Genomic DNA, 15,119 nt, shown 5'->3' with positions numbered 1-15,119 from the left:
GGAGCTCGCGGCCGCGCGACGAGCCGCGGTGGCCGCCGGGGCGCTGCGCGCCGCGGCGGCGGCGCGGGCCGCCGCCGAGCAGGCCGAGGAGCAGCTGGCGCAGGTGTGTGCCGCCTCCACCGACGGCCCCGACGCCGATCTCACCGACCTCGGCCTCACCGCCCTGCGCGAGGTCATCACCCAGCTCACCGGGGAGCGCGGCAGCCTCGTCGAGCTGCTCGAGCTCGAGGCCGGGCTGGCCGCCCGCCAGGACGCGATCGAGGCGGACGTCGCCGCCCTCGCCGAGCGGCACGCCGCCCTGGCGGACCGCCGGACGGTGCTCGCCGGACGCCCGAGGCAGCGCGAGCGGCTGTCCGAGGCGCTCACCCGCATCCAGCGCGAGGCGATGAGCGTGCCCGCCGCCGAGGCCAGGGTCGCGAGCTGCCGCGCGGTCCGGGACGCCGCCCGGCACGTCGAGCAGCGCCTCACCGAGCTGGTCGCGGCGGAGGGCGCCGTCACGTCCGCCGCGGACGACGCCACCCGGGCGGGGCAGGCGGAGCAGGCCGTGCGCGGCCGGTGGATCGCCGGGATGTCCGGCAGCCTCGCCGCCGAGCTCGAGCCAGGGGTGCCCTGCACCGTGTGCGGCGCCACCGAGCACCCTGCCCCTGCGCCGCGCTCCCCCGAGCACGCCACCGCCGAGGACGTCGACGCCGCCGCCGCGCGGCGGGCACGGGCCGAGGACACCCTCGGAACCGCCCGGGAGGCCCGTGCCCAGGCCGAGGCCCGCCTCCGTGCCGCGCAGGACGCCTCGGGCGGCGCGTCCCTCGCGGACGCCGAGGGCGCCCTGGTCGCAGCGCAGCAGGAGCTCACCGACGCGCAGGACGCCGTCCGCCTCGCGGCGCTGCGCGAGCAGGAGCTCGCCGTCTTCGACGAGCAGACCGAGGATCTCCGGGAGACCGTGGGCCGCGAGGAGAACGCCCTCACCGCCGCCACCGAGGAGCTGCGGGGCCGGCGTGCCGCGCTCGCCGCCGACCGTGAGCGCTGCGGCCGCGGCGCCGCGGAGGCCGGCTCCGTCGCGGCGCGTGCCCGGCGGATCGAGAGCCGGCTCGGCTCGGCGCGGCGGGTCGTGGAGGCCCGCGACGCGCTCCACGCGGCCCGCCGCCGCCAGGACGAGACGGCCGCGGCCCTGGCGTCCGCGCTCACCGAGTCGGGCTTCGCCGACGCCGCGGAGGCCGCCGCCGCCCAGCTGCCCGCCGCCCGGATGGCCGAGCTCGAGCGGGAGGTCGCCGAGCACGGCGCCGCCACCGCCCGGGTGCGCGAGTGCCTGGCCGAGGCCCCGATCGCCTCGCTCACGGGCGAGGAGGACCCACGGGTCGCGGACGCGGAGGCCGTCCACGCCGAGCGGCACGCCGCCCTCATCGCCGCGACCGAGGCCGCGGGCCGGGCCACGGACTCCCTCACCCGCCTGCGCCGCTGCCACGGGTCCCTCACCGACGTCCTCGACCGGCACCGCGCCGTCACGGAGCGCGCCGCCCCGGTGCTGCGGATGGGCGAGCTCGCCGCCGCCGGGGAGGGCAACGCCCGCGCGACCACCCTGTCGACCTTCGTGCTGCTGCGCCGCTTCGAGGACGTCGTCGCCGCCGCGAACGACCGCCTCGCCGTCATGTCCGACGGCCGCTACTCCCTCACCCGGATCGACGAGCGCGAGGGACGCTCGCGCAAGGCCGGGCTCGGGCTGGCAGTGCAGGACCACGTCACCGAGACCAGCCGCGACCCGCACACGCTCTCCGGCGGCGAGACCTTCTACGTCTCCCTGTGCCTGGCGCTGGGCCTGGCGGACGTCGTCACCAGCGAGGCCGGCGGGATCTCCCTGGACACCCTCTTCATCGACGAGGGCTTCGGCTCCCTCGACCCGCACACCCTGGACGGCGTGCTCGGCGAGCTGAGCCGGCTCCAGTCCGGCGGACGTGCCGTCGGCATCGTCAGCCACGTCAGCGAGCTCAAGGACCGCATCGCCGACCGCATCGAGGTGCGCCGGCTGGGGTCCGGTGCCTCGACGCTGACCGTGCGGGCCTGAGCGGTCAGCCGCGCAGCTCGCGGGCGAGCACCTCGCGCTCGACGATGTCGTGCCACAGGAGGTCGTGCTCGGCGGCACGGTCCACGGCGGCGTCGTCCGTCAGCGCGGCGGCGACGTCCCCCTCCGCTCCGGGCTCGTCGACGTGGATGCTCACCACGTCCGTCCACGGGACGATCGCACGCACCTCGACGGCGCTGGGCAGCTGGTCGTCGCCCTCCTGCCACGAGCGGACCCGCTCCGGCACGACGACGCCGGCCTCGGCCACGTCCGCCGCGATGACGACCCGCCGGGGCACCGCGGAGGACGCCGCCCGCAGGTGGACGACACTCTCGTCCGCGGCGGCGAGCATCGCGCTCTCCTCCAGGCCCTCGTCGTCCTCGTCCGGCAGCGCCCGCCGCAGCTCGGCGGTCACCGCGTGGGCCCAGCGCGGCGGCACACCGGCCGGTCGGCTGAGGTCCGCGCTCGTGGCGGGCAGGTAGATCCGCATACCGGCATTCTCCCGCACGGACGTACGAAAGGCCGTCATCCCGCGCCGGTGCGGGCCGCCCGGAACACCCGACCCGGTCGCCGCCCCCTGCGGCGGGCGCGGGTCCCCGCCGCCGGGCCGGCCACCCGGTCCGCCAGCTCCTGCAGGGCCACGCGCGCCCGGCTGCCGGGGGCGACCTCCGCGAGCGTGGCGCCACGCAGCACGGCGCGGTCGAGCGCCGGCCGGTCGTCCGGCACGAGCACCGGCGCGCTGACCCCGGCGAAGCGGGCCAGGGACTCGACGACCGCCTGCTCGGGGTTCGCGCCCGTCGCCGAGCCACGGACCCGGTTGACGACGACCACGCGCTGGGCGTGCGGCGCGCTGGCGCCGGACTCCGCCAGCTCCTGCAGCGCCATGACGAGGCGGTGCATCCCCACCGGCTCACCGGCACCGACCACGACGACGACGTCGGCCGCCCGCAGCGCCGAGAGCGCCGCCTGGTGGCGGCGCGGGGCGATCCCGGCGGTCAGGCCGCCGACCGGGTCGTCGATCCCCGCCCCGACGTCCACGACCGTCCATCCGGCCACCTCCCGGGCGCGCTCCCACACGACGTCGAGGGAGGCGGCGGGCAGCTCGCGCCACCGGTCGGCCCGGGTGAGGCCGGTGAGCAGCCGCGGTCCGCGGTCCAGGCGTCGGGTGAGGGAGAGGAGGGCGCCGCCGTCGAGCCGGCCGTCACCCGCCAGCCGCGCCGCCGCCGCGATCCCCGCCGTCTCGTCGAGGACGCCGAGCACCTGGGTGACGCTCGGCGCCTCGGTGTCGGCGTCCACGAGGAGCACCTCACCGCGGCCGGCGAGCTCCTGGGCGAGGTTGACGGCCACGGTCGTGCGCCCGGGCGAGCCCCGCGGCCCCCACACGACGGCGACACGGCCGACCGGGTCGTCGGCATCCTCGCCCGCGGGGGCGGGAAGGGTCGGTGCGGCGACCTGTGCCGGCTCGCTGCCGGCGACCTCGGCGACGACGCGCGACCACTCCGCGGCCCCCGCCCCCTCCCAGGTGACCGCCGTCGCGCCCAGTGCCCGGCACCGCTCGGCGTCCTGCTCGGCGGCGACGACGACGGTGCGCACCCCGCTGCCCGCGAGCTGGCGGAGCACGGGGCGGTCCAGCCCGGGCAGCTCGGCCGACAGCACGGCGAGGGAGCCCAGCCCCGCCAGCGCGGCGGCGACGACCTCGGGCACGTCGGCGCAGCGCCGCACGACCTGCAGGCCGGTGCCGGCGGCGTCGAGCAGGGAGACGAGCTCGGCCTCCTCCGGGCCGGTGAGCGCGAGGAGCACACCGGTCGTCACGGGCCGCCGCCCGGGACAGGGACGACGACGATCTGCGCCTCCCCGCTCTGCGCCGCGAGGACGGCGGGCAGCTCCGTCCTCGGGACGAGGACCTGGACGGCCGAGCCGCCGGCGCCCGCGAAGAGCGAGTCGGCCTCGAGGAGGTCCGACACGAGGAGCTGCTCGGCGAGCAGCCGCGGCGGTTCCGGCTCGCTCTCCTCCCGCAGCCCGGGGGCGGCGGTCGCCGTCACCCACAGGTCGACGGCCGCCCCCTTGACGACACCGCTGGGGGCGGCGCCGGGCAGGCCGATGACGACCGGACGCAGGTCCACCTCGGCCGAGCTGCCGACGGCGGCGGCCGGCACGAGCTCCCCGGCTCCGACCACCCGGGTGACGACGGCGTCGTCGGGCAGATCCTCACCGGCCGCGACGTAGGCACCGGCAAGACCGTCCGGGCGCACCGCGTGGGGCCGCAGCTCGGCGTCGACGAGCCGGTCACCGGGAGTGAGCGCCTCGACGGCGAGGAGGACGTCGGTCGTGCGGTCGGCGCGGGCCACCGCCCAGCTCCCCAGCGCCACCGAGGCGGCGACGAGGAGGACCCCCACGCCCAGGCGCGGGTCGCGCCAGCTGGGGCGCCTCAGCCGCTGCGCTGCGTCGTCGTCGCTCATCGCACTCCCCTCCGCGCGTCTGGGCCTATCGTGCCCGCTCAGGACCCGGCGCGGAGGCGTTCTCCACAGTGTTCGCTCCGACCCGCCTGTGCACAGGGTGCTCCGCCGGGCACCGCCCCGGTGAGAGACTGGGGCTATGGCGCGCTTCCTCACCCTCGCGGACGTCGCCGAGGAGCTGTCGGTGTCTGTGGCGCAGGCCCGCTCCCTCGTGCGCTCGGGCGACCTCCCCGCGATCCAGGTGGGTGGCCGAGGCGTGTGGCGCGTGGAGGCGGTCGTCCTCGAGGAGTACATCCAGCGGCAGTACGCCCGCACGCGCTCCGCCGTCGCCCGCGGGGAGGACCTCGGCGACTGAGCCGTTCTCAGGCCGTCTGCACCGCCAGCACGTGCGCCAGCGCGACGGCGACGGCGGTGCCCGGCTCGGCCTCGACGTCCACGTGGTCCGCGGCCACGCGCGTGAGGCGGCCCCGGTAGTCCCCCGCGGTCGTCCGCACGACGACCTCGCTCTGCTCACGCGCCACGGCGCGCAGCACGTGCGTCAGCCGCAGTCGACGTTCGACGACGGGCGCCTCCGGAGCCGCCGCGCCCAGTGACCGCGCCGCCGCCACCGCGGAGGTGGGGACGAGGACGCGGCGACCTGCCTCGGCGACGAGCAGCCACTGCACGGCGGCGTCGAGGACGGTGCCCCGCACGTCGCTGCCGTCCCGCAGGCGCAGGGCGACCTCGTGGCCGTGACGGGCACGGAGCCGGTCCGCGAGGGACACCTGCGCCTGCTCCGCCTCGGCGAGGTCGGCGACCTCCTCGTCCTCGGCCAGCCGGGAGGCCTGGAGGAACTGGCGCTCGAGGTCGTCGAAGAGGGCTTCCCACCGCATCGGCCCACGGTAGTGCCCGTCCACACCCGCCCGCTCCCCCTGGACACCCGCCCCGCGAAGGCGTACACATGTGAGTCAAGCAGCACCAAACGACATCAAACGCCACCATCCGTCAGCACGCGGAGGCACGAATGCTCCGGACAGCCGCTCTGGCCGCCGTCGCCCTGCTCGCCGCAGCACTCCTCGGTGCGTGGTCCGCCGAGCTCGGAGCACGCGGGGTCGTGCGCGTGGACGACGCCGTCGCACTCGGCACGGCGGCGGGCGGCGCGCTCGTCGCCGCCTGGTACGCGCTGTCGGCCACCGCCCTCGTGCTGGCGCGGCTCGTCGAGCTGAGCACCCGTGCACCCCGCCTCGCCCGCGGCCTGCGTGCCGTCGTCACGGTGGCCGGTGCGCCCGTGCTGCGGCGGGCTGCTGCCGTCGGCGTCGGTGCGGGGCTGGCGCTGGCCGCCGTCCCGGCGGTCGCAGGCCCGGCGACGGACGACACCGTCCCCCACGACCTGCGGCCGGGGATCGGCGCCCTGTCCGACCCCGGCCCGGAGCCCGAGGCGCCCGCGCCGGAGCCGCCGGCGGGGCTGCCGGAGGAGCCGGGCCCGGAGACGTCAGCGTCCGCAGCGCCGCGCACGGTCGCGGCCGTCACGGACGGCAGCCAACCCGCCGGCGGTGCAGCGGACCGCCCGAGCGGCGGGCCGGCCGCCCATGCTCCCGGCGCGGCCGCGCACGTCGTGCGGCCCGGTGACTCGCTGTGGTCGATCGCGCGGTCCCACCTGGGCGAGGGCGCCTCCGACGCCGATGTCGCGGCCGAGTGGCCGCGCTGGCACGAGACCAACCGCGCCGTCGTCGGCGCGAACCCCCACCTCATCCACCCGGGCCAGCACCTGCTGGCCCCCGAGACCGAGGAGCAGCGATGACGACGCTCGCCCCACCGCTCACCGCGCCCGCGCCCCCGCGTCCCGCCCCGCCGAGCCTCGAGGTGGCCCGGTCGTGGGACCGGGTGCGCTTCAGCGCGCAGACGCCGGCCGAGGCCGCGGACCCACCCCCGGCCGGGCCGGAGCTCAGCGGCCTGCCGCCCGTCGGCCCGTGGGCCGGCACGCTCGTGCGCGCCGCGGTCGAGGTGCTCACCGGCAGCCGGCCCACCGCGCAGCTGGCCCGGTGGCTCAGTGCCGACCTCTACGAGTCGCTCGCGCGGCGGGCCGGGCTGGCGGTGCGGATCCTCGGGCGCCCCGACCCCGCCCTGTGCGCCCGGGTCCGCAGGGTGCGCTGCACCGAGGTGCGGCCCGGGGTCCACGAGGCCGCCGTCGTCGTCCACGACGGCGTGCGCATCCGGGCGGCGGCCGTCCGGGTGGAGTGCCACCGCGGGCGCTGGCGGGCCACCGCCCTGGAGATCGGGTGAGCGGCTACCGGCCGAGGAGGTCGGCGAAGTCGGGGACGGCGTCGAACTCGTCGGCGCCCGCGGCCCGCGCCGGGCGGGCGGCGACCGTGCCGGCGAGCTCGCGGCCGGCCCGCTGGATGCGCGCGGGCAGCGGGTTGACGTCGTCGCCCTGCCCGGCCCAGTCGTCGGTGGCCGCGAAGACCGCGGTACTGACGACGTCGGCGTGGAGGTAGGCGAAGAGCGGGCGCATCGCGTACTCGGTGGCGAGCGAGTGCCGGGGCGTCCCGCCGGTGGCGCCGATGAGCACCGGCACCTCACGCAGGGCGTCCTTGTCGATGATGTCGACGAAGGACTTGAACAGGCCCGAGTAGCTCGTCATGAACACCGGGGTGACGGCGATGACCCCGTCCGCGCCGGTGACGGTCTCCAGGGCGCTGCGCAGCTCCCCGGTGGGGAACCCGGTGAGCATGGCGTCGGTGATGCCGTGGGCGAGGTCGCGCAGCTCGATCGTCACGACCTCGGCCGCCACCCCGCGCTCGCGGAGCGCGTCGGTGGTCGCCTGGGCGAGCCGGTCGGCGAGCATCCGGGTGGAGGAGGGCTGGCTGAGGCCGGCGGAGACGACGGCGATGGTGCGGGTGGTCATGGCGGTTCTCTCCTCGTGGGTCACAGGCCGAAGGCGGCACCGCGCGTGGCGGTGGCAGCGGCCTCGTCCTCGGCGCGGCGGCCGGTCCAGCGGTCCTCACCGGCGACGTGCGCGTCACCGGCCCTGCCCTCGGTGCGAGCCCGGGCGACGCGCTCGGCGTGGCTGGGCGGGTCGGAGGGCACGTGCGCCGGACGCTGGGAGTCGTTGATCTCCCGCAGGGCGGGGACGATGTCCTCGGCGAGGATGTCGATCTGCTCGAGCACGGTCTTGAGCGGCAGGCCGGCGTGGTCGATGAGGAACAGCTGGCGCTGGTAGTCCCCGACGTGCTCACGCATGGTCGCGTAGCGGTCGATGACCTGCTGGGGCGAGCCGACGGTCAGCGGGGTCTCGCGGGTGAAGTCCTCCATCGACGGGCCGTGGCCGTAGACGGGGGCGTTGTCGAAGTACGGGCGGAACTCGTTCCATGCGTCCTGGGAGTTCTTGCGGGCGAAGAACTGGCCGCCGAGCCCGACGATCGCCTGGTCGGCGCGGCCGTGGCCGTAGTGCTCGTAGCGCTGCCGGTAGTACTGGACCATGCGCTCGGTGTGCTCGAGGGGCCAGAAGATGTTGTTGTGGAGGAAGCCGTCGCCGTAGTACGCGGCCTGCTCGGCGATCTCCGGCGTGCGGATCGAGCCGTGCCACACGAAGGGCGGCACGCCGTCGAGCGGGCGTGGGGTGGCGGTGAAGCCCTGGAGCGGCGTGCGGAACCTGCCCTGCCAGTCCACCACCTCCTCCTCCCAGAGGCGCCGGAGCAGCGCGTAGTTCTCCACGGCGAGGTTGACCCCCTGGCGGATGTCCTTGCCGAACCACGGGTAGACCGGCCCGGTGTTGCCGCGGCCCATCATGAGGTCCATGCGGCCCTCGCTGATGACCTGGAGCATCGCGTAATCCTCGGCGATCTTCACGGGGTCGTTCGTCGTGATGAGCGTCGTGGCCGTGGACAGCGTGATGTTCGTCGTCCGCCCCGCCAGGTAGCCGAGCATCGTCGTCGGCGAGGACGCGACGAACGGCGGGTTGTGGTGCTCGCCCGTGGCGAAGACGTCCAGCCCCGCCTGGTCGGCGTGCTCGGCGATGGTGAGGATGGCCCGCACCCGCTCCGTGTCGTCCGGCGTGCGCCCCGTCGTGGGGTCGGTCGTGACGTCACTGACGGTGAAGATCCCGAACTGCATGATGTGCCAGCCCCTCAAGTTCGATGCGTATGCATGTACAGCCGGTGAAACGGCCGACGCCCGTGGTCTATTCCGACGGCGGTGAGGCGTCCGTCACCCAGACGTGCGGACGCCCCGCACTGCGCGGCAGTGCGGGGCGTCCGTGGTCGGTCAGCGCTTCTTGGCGGCCTTGGCGGCGCGCCGACGCGCCTCGCGGTTGCCCCCGCCGGCGGCGGCCTGCGCGGCTCCGGCGTCCCCGCTCCCGGCGGCCGCGCCCTTGGCTCCGTCGGTGCGGACGGTGGGGCGCGTGTCGCCGTCGGCGGACGGGGCGGTGTAGGTGAGCGCGGTGGGCCGCTGCGGCTCCTCGAGCCCCACGATCTGCGGCCCGCCGAACGCGGCCGGCGCCGCGGCACCGCCGTCGGCCTCCGCGGGCGCCCCCGCGGACCTGTTGGCGGTCACGGACTTCGCTCCCGCGCGACGACCGGAGGGCTTGCCGTCACCCGCGCCGTCGGTGCCCGCCGCGGTGGCGCCCAGGCGGGCGGCGGCAGCGGTCTGGGCGGCGGCAGCGGCGGTGACGCCCTGACCGTTGCCGGCCGCTGCGTCCTCCGGCTGCTGGACCGTGACCTCGAGGTTGAAGAGGTAGCTGACCGCCTCCTCCTTGATGGCCTCGTTCATCGCCTGGAAGAGCTGGTAGCCCTCGCGCTGGTACTCCACGAGCGGGTCGCGCTGCCCCATGGCGCGCAGCCCGATGCCCTCCTTGAGGTAGTCCATCTCGTAGAGGTGCTCGCGCCACTTGCGGTCGAGCACGGAGAGGACGACGCGGCGCTCGAGCTGGCGCATGACGCCCGGGGTCAGCTCCTCCTCGCGACGCTGGAAGGCGAGGTGGATGTCGGAGCGCAGCTCCTCGACGAGCATGTCGGCGGTGAGGCGGTTCTGGCCCCCGGCCTCCTCGATGACGTCCTCGGCGGTGATGGACACCGGGTAGACGCGACCGAGCTCGGCCCACAGGGTCTCCAGGTCCCACGTGTCGGAGTCCGGCGCGGCGGTGTACTCACGCACGAGCCCGGAGACGACGTCGTCGAGGAAGCTCTGGACCTGGTCCTCCAGGTCCTCGCCCTCGAGCACCCGGCGGCGCTCCTCGTAGACGACGGTGCGCTGGCGGGACAGGACGTCGTCGTACTTGAGGACGTTCTTGCGGATCTCGAAGTTGCGTCCCTCGACCTGCGCCTGTGCGGACGCGATCCCGCGGGAGACCATCTTCGCCTCGAGGGGCATGTCGTCGGGGAAGGCGGAGCCGTCCATGACCCGCATGGCGAGCCCGGAGTTGAACAGCCGCATGAGGTCGTCCTCCATCGACAGGTAGAACCGGGACTCGCCCGGGTCGCCCTGCCGGCCGGAGCGTCCACGCAGCTGGTTGTCGATGCGGCGGGACTCGTGGCGCTCGGTGCCCAGGACGTACAGACCGCCGAGCTCGACGACCTCCTCGTGCTCCGACGCCACCGACCGCTTGGCCTCCTCGAGGGCCTCGGGCCACGCGGCCTCGTACTCCTCGGGGCTCTCCTCGGGGTCGAGGCCGCGCTGGCGGAGGGTGTCGATCGCGATGTGCTCGGCGTTGCCGCCGAGCATGATGTCGGTGCCGCGGCCGGCCATGTTCGTCGCGACGGTGACGGCGCCCTTGCGGCCCGCCATCGCGACGATCGCCGCCTCACGGGCGTGGTTCTTCGCGTTGAGGACCTCGTGCGGGACGCCCTTGCGCTTGAGGAGCGTGGAGAGCAGCTCCGACTTCTCCACGCTCGTCGTGCCGACGAGCACAGGCTGGCCGGCGGCGTGGCGCTCGACGATGTCCTCGACGATCGCCTTGTACTTGACCTGGGCGTTCTTGTAGATGAGGTCGGGCTGGTCGATGCGCTGCATGCCCCGGTTCGTCGGGATCGGCACGACACCGATGCTGTAGGTGCTGGAGAACTCCGCCGCCTCGGTCTCGGCGGTACCGGTCATGCCCGAGAGCTTGTCGTACAGACGGAAGTAGTTCTGCAGGGTGATCGTGGCGAGCGTCTGGTTCTCCGCCTTGATCTGCACGCCCTCCTTGGCCTCGATCGCCTGGTGCATGCCCTCGGAGTAGCGGCGCCCGGCCAGCACGCGGCCGGTGTGCTCGTCGACGATGAGCACCTCGCCGTCGGTGACGATGTAGTCCTTGTCCCGCTTGAACAGCTCCTTGGCCTTGAGGGCGTTGTTGAGGAAGCCGATGAGCGGGGTGTTGAGCGACTCGTAGAGGTTGTCGATCCCCAGGTGGTCCTCGACCTTGGCGATGCCGGTCTCGAGCACGCCGACGTTGCGCTTCTTCTCGTCGACCTCGTAGTCGTCGTCGCGCTTGAGGCGCGCGGCGAGGCGCGCGAACTCGGTGTACCACTTGTTGGAGTCGCCGGACGCGGGGCCGGAGATGATGAGCGGCGTGCGGGCCTCGTCGATGAGGATCGAGTCGACCTCGTCGACGATCGCGAAGTGGTGGCCGCGCTGGACGAGCTCGGCGGTGGACCACGCCATGTTGTCGCGCAGGTAGTCGAAGCCGAACTCGTTGTTCGTGCCGTAGGTGATGTCGGCCTCGTACTGCTTGCGCCGCTCGTCGGGCTTCTGGCCGGACAGGACGACGCCCGTGGTGAGCCCGAGGAAGCGGTAGACGCGGCCCATGAGCTCGGCCTGGTAGCTCGCGAGGTAGTCGTTGACCGTGACGACGTGGACGCCCTTGCCGGTCAGCGCGTTGAGGTAGGCGGGCAGCGTGGCGACGAGGGTCTTGCCCTCACCGGTCTTCATCTCGGCGATGTTGCCCAGGTGCAGGGCCGCGCCGCCCATGACCTGGACGTCGAAGTGCCGCTGGCCGAGGGTCCGCCTGGCCGCCTCGCGGACGGTGGCGAAGGCCTCGGGCAGGAGGTCGTCGAGGGTCTCCCCCGCGGCGAGCCGCTCCCGGAACTGGTCCGTCTCGGCGCGCAGCTCGGCGTCGGTGAGACCGCTGACGCTCTCCTCCAGCGCATTGACCTGGTCGGCGATCGCGGTGAGCTGCTTGAGCACCCGTCCCTCGCCCATGCGCAAGATCTTGCTGAGGATCGAAGCCACGCGGTTCCACTCCCGGTTCGACAGTCGGCGCCGTTGACGGCGTCGGGCGCACCGTCTGTGCGCACGCCTGCCGTCAATGGTAAGCGTCTGCGTCCGTCTGCCGAACCCCGTCCAGTTCCGCTCCGAGCGGACGGACCAGGTCGCCGCCCGCGTCGTCGTCCACGGCGACGGTGTCCGCACCGAGCCACCGCGCCGTCGTCGCGAGCTCCGCCGCCAGCTGCGCGACGACGACGGCGGGCGCGGGCCAGGAGACGGCGTCACCGGCCCGGGGCTGCTCGTGGAAGGCGTGGCGCACGAGGAGGCGTCCGCCGTCGCGGTCGTGCTTGAGGTCGACCCGGGCGACGAGGTGCTCCCCGAGGAGGAAGGGCAGGACGTAGTAGCCGTGGGTGCGCTGGGCGGCCGGGGTGTAGATGCCGATGCGGTAGTGCATGCCGAACAGCTCGAGGAGGCGCCGGCGTTCGAAGACGAGCGGGTCGAAAGGCGCGAGCAGGGCGCGCGCCGTGGTGCGCCGGGGGACACGCGCGGCGGCGTGCATCCAGGCGGGCCGGTCCCAGCCGGTCACCGTGACCGGGAGGAGCTCACCGGCGTCCACCAGCTCGTCGACCGCGCGGCGGGTGACGCGCTGGCCGAGGCGGAAGTAGTCGGCGAGGCAGCGCAGGGTGCCCAGGCCGTGGGCACGGGCGGAGATGCGCACGAGCTCGCGGACGGCGTCCTCCGGCGCGGGCGCAGGGCGGTCGCGGACGTGGGGCGGCAGGACCCGCTCGGTGAGGTCGTAGACCCGCTCGAACTGGGCGTTGCGGCGGGCGGCGGTGATCTCGCCGGTGTCGAAGAGCGTCTCGAGCGCGGTCTTGGCGGCGCTCCAGCGCCAGCCCCAGCCCTCCCCCCGCTCCGTGTAGCGGGTGTCGACGAGCCCCTCCACCTCCCGCCCGGTCAGCGGGCCGCGCTCGGCGACGACGTCCAGCACGAGCCGCAGCAGGCCGGGGTGGCGGACCTCCATGTCGACGGGGTCCATACCGGCCCATCGCCGGCGGGTCCCCGCGACGAGCGGGTAGGTCTCGACCGGCAGGTAGGAGGCCTCGTGCGCCCAGGCCTCGACCATCCGTCGCGGTGCGCGACCGGAGGCGCGGTCGACGAGCGCCGTGTCGTAGGGCCCGAGCCGGGCGAGCAGCGGCAGCAGGTGGGCGCGGGCGAGGACGTTGACGGAGTCGATCTGGAGCAGCCCGGTGCGCTCGAGGGTGCCCGTGAGGTGGCGCATCGTCACGGTCCGGGGGCGGGGCCGGTCCAGTCCCTGGGCCGCGATCGCCACGCGGCGGGCCTGGGCGAGGCTCATCGTGCGCGTCACCCGGGTGACGCTACCCGGCCGGGCGCGGCGGGGGGGGGGGGGCGGGGGGGGGGGGCGCCCGAGGGGGGGGGGGGGGGGCGGGGGCGGGGCGGGGGGGGCGGGCCGCGGCGCGGGGCTGGGGGGCCCCCCCCGGGGGCCGGCTCCCCGGCCGGGCGCGACGGCGGGCCGCGACGTGTGTCGCGGCCCGCCGTCGTCGTGCTCGTCAGGCCTGGACCTGGACCTCGTGGTTGAGCCGGATGATGCCGTACGTCCAGCCGTGGCGGTGGTAGACCACGCAGGGCTGCTTCGTCTCCTCGTCGATGAAGAGGTAGAACGGGTGGCCGACCAGCTCCATCTCGTAGAGGGCCTGGTCGACAGTCATCGGGATGGCGTCGTGCAGCTTCTGGCGCACGACGACGGGCGAGTCCCCGAGCTGCGCCTCGACGGCGACCCCGGGCTCGGTGGGCGGGGTCGGCGCGCTCGGCGCCTCCTCCTCGACCACCTCCGGCAGGGTGTCGGGCAGGGGCGTCGGCACCTTGGCGGCGTCACGACGGTGGTGGTTCTTGCGCCGGTCGCGCGATCGGCGCAGGCGCTCCATGAGCTTCGTCGTCGCCATGTCCAGGGCGGCGTACCGGTCGTCCGCGGCGGCCTCCGCGCGGACGGTCGGGCCCCGGTCGATCACCGTGAGCTCCACGCGCTCGGCCTGGTCGGCCAACCGCGGGTTCTGCTCCCGGGTGATCTCCACCTCGATGCGGTGCGCGCGCGGGGCGAGCTGCTCGACCTTCGAGAGCTTGTCCTCCAGGTGCGTGCGGAAACGGTCCGCGACCTCGGTGTTACGGGCAACAACGGCGATGTCCATGGTGACCTCCGTAGAGAGAGTGGAACCTAGTCGGTTCCTGGTGCGTCCCGCCTGCTGTGGCGGGTGAGGAAGCTGTCTGGCACCTCCTCTCCTGGGAGCTCGCGGACCTCCGGCCGGGACCGGCGGGGCGAGAGGGCGTCCATACATGAACGTTAGTCGAGGTTCGCTCCGCTGACCTGGGATGCCGGTCCCACCCCGCCATCCCGCCGACAGCCGACTTACCGCCGACAGCCGCCTTAACGCCGACAGCCGACTTACCGCCGACAGCCGACTTACCGGCGACAGCCGACTTACCGCCGACAGCCGACTTACCGCCGACAGCCGACTTCTCGGCGACAGCCGACTTACCGCCGGTGCTCAGGCGCGAGCAACCGGCGTCCGGCCGGGCGGTGGGGTGGCCGCCACGACGAGCGCTCCGGCCACCCGGGTCCCCGAGGTGACGAGTGCCCGCGCGCAGGCAGCAAGCGTCGACCCCGTCGTGAGCACATCGTCGACGAGGACGACGACGGCGCCTGGGCCCGGCGCTGCCAGCACCCGTACCCCGCCGACCCGGTTGCGCGCTCGGGCGCGGACGCCCAGACCGGACTGGTGACGTCGGCCGCCGGACCGGCGCAGGAGGTCGGCCGAGCGCACCGTGCGCCCGGGCTCGACGGCACCGGAGGCGGCGATCCCGGCAGCGACGGCGTCGGCGAGGTCGGCGGTGACGAGCGCACCGCGCAGCCGGCGTCGCAGCCCCGACGGAGCTGGCACGACGACGACGTCGCCGCTACCCGTCAGCGCGAGCTCCGGGTCGTGCGCCCACACCCTCGCGCCGCGATCGGCACGCTCGAGGAGCGCGCGGGCCACGTCCGCCCGGCCGGTGCGCTTCCACGCGACGACCAGCCCCCGAACGGGCCCGACGTAGTCGGCCAGCGACCACACCGGCAGCAACGGGCCAGCGTCACCTGGGAGGCTGAGCATCGGGGCGTCCCCGTCACTGCGCACGGGGGTGAGGGAGACCAGCTCGCGGCAGGCCGGACACACTGCGACGTCCCAGGCGCCGCAGCCGGCGCAGTCTGCGGGCAGCACGAGTGCCAACGCTTCCGCGAGCGTCCGCGCCGCGCGGGCGGAGCCGGTGGTGGCGGGCGACATGCGCCCAGCGTGACGTCGGCCCGGTGCCATGGCCGACGACACGAGGTCCGGCGTGGCCGAACGTGCCCCAGCGTCGGCTGGGGAGCAGCGTCGGTAAGTCAGCTCTCGGCGACAAGT

At 75.1% G+C, this 15,119-nt stretch carries 14 protein-coding genes; 4 read left to right on the top strand and 10 right to left on the bottom strand.

The genetic code is table 11. From position 1 onward, the window contains the following. A partial coding sequence (locus GD632_RS13295; protein ID WP_226924868.1) for an SbcC/MukB-like Walker B domain-containing protein occupies positions 1-2,056 on the top strand: 2,056 nt, incomplete at its 5' end. Between the two features lie 4 nt (positions 2,057-2,060). On the opposite strand, the gene GD632_RS13290 is transcribed toward GD632_RS13295, so the two are convergent. Genes GD632_RS13290 through GD632_RS13280 form a run of 3 tightly spaced genes read right to left on the bottom strand, consistent with a single transcriptional unit; the run spans position 2,061 to position 4,512 of the window. Continuing rightward, positions 2,061-2,543 (bottom strand): DUF6912 family protein, encoded by a 483-nt coding sequence (locus GD632_RS13290; RefSeq protein ID WP_152192693.1) that lies wholly within the window; start codon positions 2,541-2,543, stop codon positions 2,061-2,063. A gap of 35 nt (positions 2,544-2,578) precedes the next feature. After that, a complete protein-coding gene (locus GD632_RS13285; RefSeq protein WP_152192692.1) occupies positions 2,579-3,865 on the bottom strand; it encodes a nucleotide-binding protein in 1,287 nt (428 codons plus the stop codon). Beyond that, positions 3,862-4,512: a hypothetical protein gene (locus GD632_RS13280; RefSeq protein WP_152192691.1), complete on the bottom strand. Its 651-nt coding sequence runs from the start codon at positions 4,510-4,512 to the stop codon at positions 3,862-3,864. The genes GD632_RS13285 and GD632_RS13280 overlap by 4 nt, the downstream gene beginning before the upstream one ends. Positions 4,513-4,648: 136 nt before the next feature. On the opposite strand from GD632_RS13280, the gene GD632_RS13275 reads away from it, so the two are divergent. Beyond that, complete coding sequence (locus GD632_RS13275; RefSeq protein WP_152192690.1) at positions 4,649-4,864, top strand: helix-turn-helix domain-containing protein; 216 nt, start codon at positions 4,649-4,651, stop codon at positions 4,862-4,864. A gap of 7 nt (positions 4,865-4,871) precedes the next feature. On the opposite strand, the gene GD632_RS13270 is transcribed toward GD632_RS13275, so the two are convergent. Further along, entirely contained in the window at positions 4,872-5,381 is a 510-nt protein-coding gene (locus GD632_RS13270; protein WP_152192689.1) for a DUF2642 domain-containing protein, read from the bottom strand. Positions 5,382-5,512: 131 nt separating this feature from the next. Here GD632_RS13270 and GD632_RS13265 point away from each other — a divergent pair, with 131 nt between their 5' ends. After that, the gene (locus GD632_RS13265; RefSeq protein WP_152192688.1) at positions 5,513-6,289 is read left to right on the top strand and encodes a LysM peptidoglycan-binding domain-containing protein; all 777 of its coding nucleotides are present in this window, start codon (positions 5,513-5,515) and stop codon (positions 6,287-6,289) included. After that, the gene (locus GD632_RS13260; RefSeq protein WP_152192687.1) at positions 6,286-6,771 is read left to right on the top strand and encodes an Rv3235 family protein; all 486 of its coding nucleotides are present in this window, start codon (positions 6,286-6,288) and stop codon (positions 6,769-6,771) included. Before GD632_RS13265 ends, GD632_RS13260 begins: the two co-directional genes overlap by 4 nt. Positions 6,772-6,775: 4 nt before the next feature. On the opposite strand, the gene GD632_RS13255 is transcribed toward GD632_RS13260, so the two are convergent. The 6 genes from GD632_RS13255 to GD632_RS13230 all read right to left on the bottom strand — a co-directional run bounded on the left by GD632_RS13255 (position 6,776) and on the right by GD632_RS13230 (position 15,002). Continuing rightward, positions 6,776-7,393: an FMN reductase gene (locus tag GD632_RS13255; RefSeq protein ID WP_152192686.1), complete on the bottom strand. Its 618-nt coding sequence runs from the start codon at positions 7,391-7,393 to the stop codon at positions 6,776-6,778. Positions 7,394-7,413: 20 nt separating this feature from the next. Beyond that, positions 7,414-8,601, bottom strand: coding sequence for an LLM class flavin-dependent oxidoreductase (locus GD632_RS13250; RefSeq protein ID WP_152192702.1), 1,188 nt, complete (start codon positions 8,599-8,601; stop codon positions 7,414-7,416). Positions 8,602-8,751: 150 nt separating this feature from the next. Further along, positions 8,752-11,691: a preprotein translocase subunit SecA gene (secA, locus tag GD632_RS13245; RefSeq protein ID WP_152192685.1), complete on the bottom strand. Its 2,940-nt coding sequence runs from the start codon at positions 11,689-11,691 to the stop codon at positions 8,752-8,754. Positions 11,692-11,764: 73 nt separating this feature from the next. After that, positions 11,765-13,021, bottom strand: a complete 1,257-nt coding sequence (locus GD632_RS13240; RefSeq protein WP_152192701.1) for a DNA glycosylase AlkZ-like family protein — start codon at positions 13,019-13,021, stop codon at positions 11,765-11,767. A gap of 214 nt (positions 13,022-13,235) precedes the next feature. Continuing rightward, on the bottom strand, positions 13,236-13,871 hold the full coding sequence (gene hpf, locus GD632_RS13235) for a ribosome hibernation-promoting factor, HPF/YfiA family (RefSeq protein ID WP_152192684.1): 636 nt from the start codon (positions 13,869-13,871) through the stop codon (positions 13,236-13,238). Between the two features lie 357 nt (positions 13,872-14,228). Further along, on the bottom strand, positions 14,229-15,002 hold the full coding sequence (locus tag GD632_RS13230) for a ComF family protein (RefSeq protein ID WP_152192683.1): 774 nt from the start codon (positions 15,000-15,002) through the stop codon (positions 14,229-14,231). Positions 15,003-15,119 lie beyond the last annotated feature (117 nt).

This window comes from Georgenia satyanarayanai, assembly GCF_009193135.1.
GTDB lineage: Bacteria > Actinomycetota > Actinomycetes > Actinomycetales > Actinomycetaceae > Oceanitalea > Oceanitalea satyanarayanai.
This window is presented reverse-complemented; position numbering and strand designations above follow the sequence as displayed.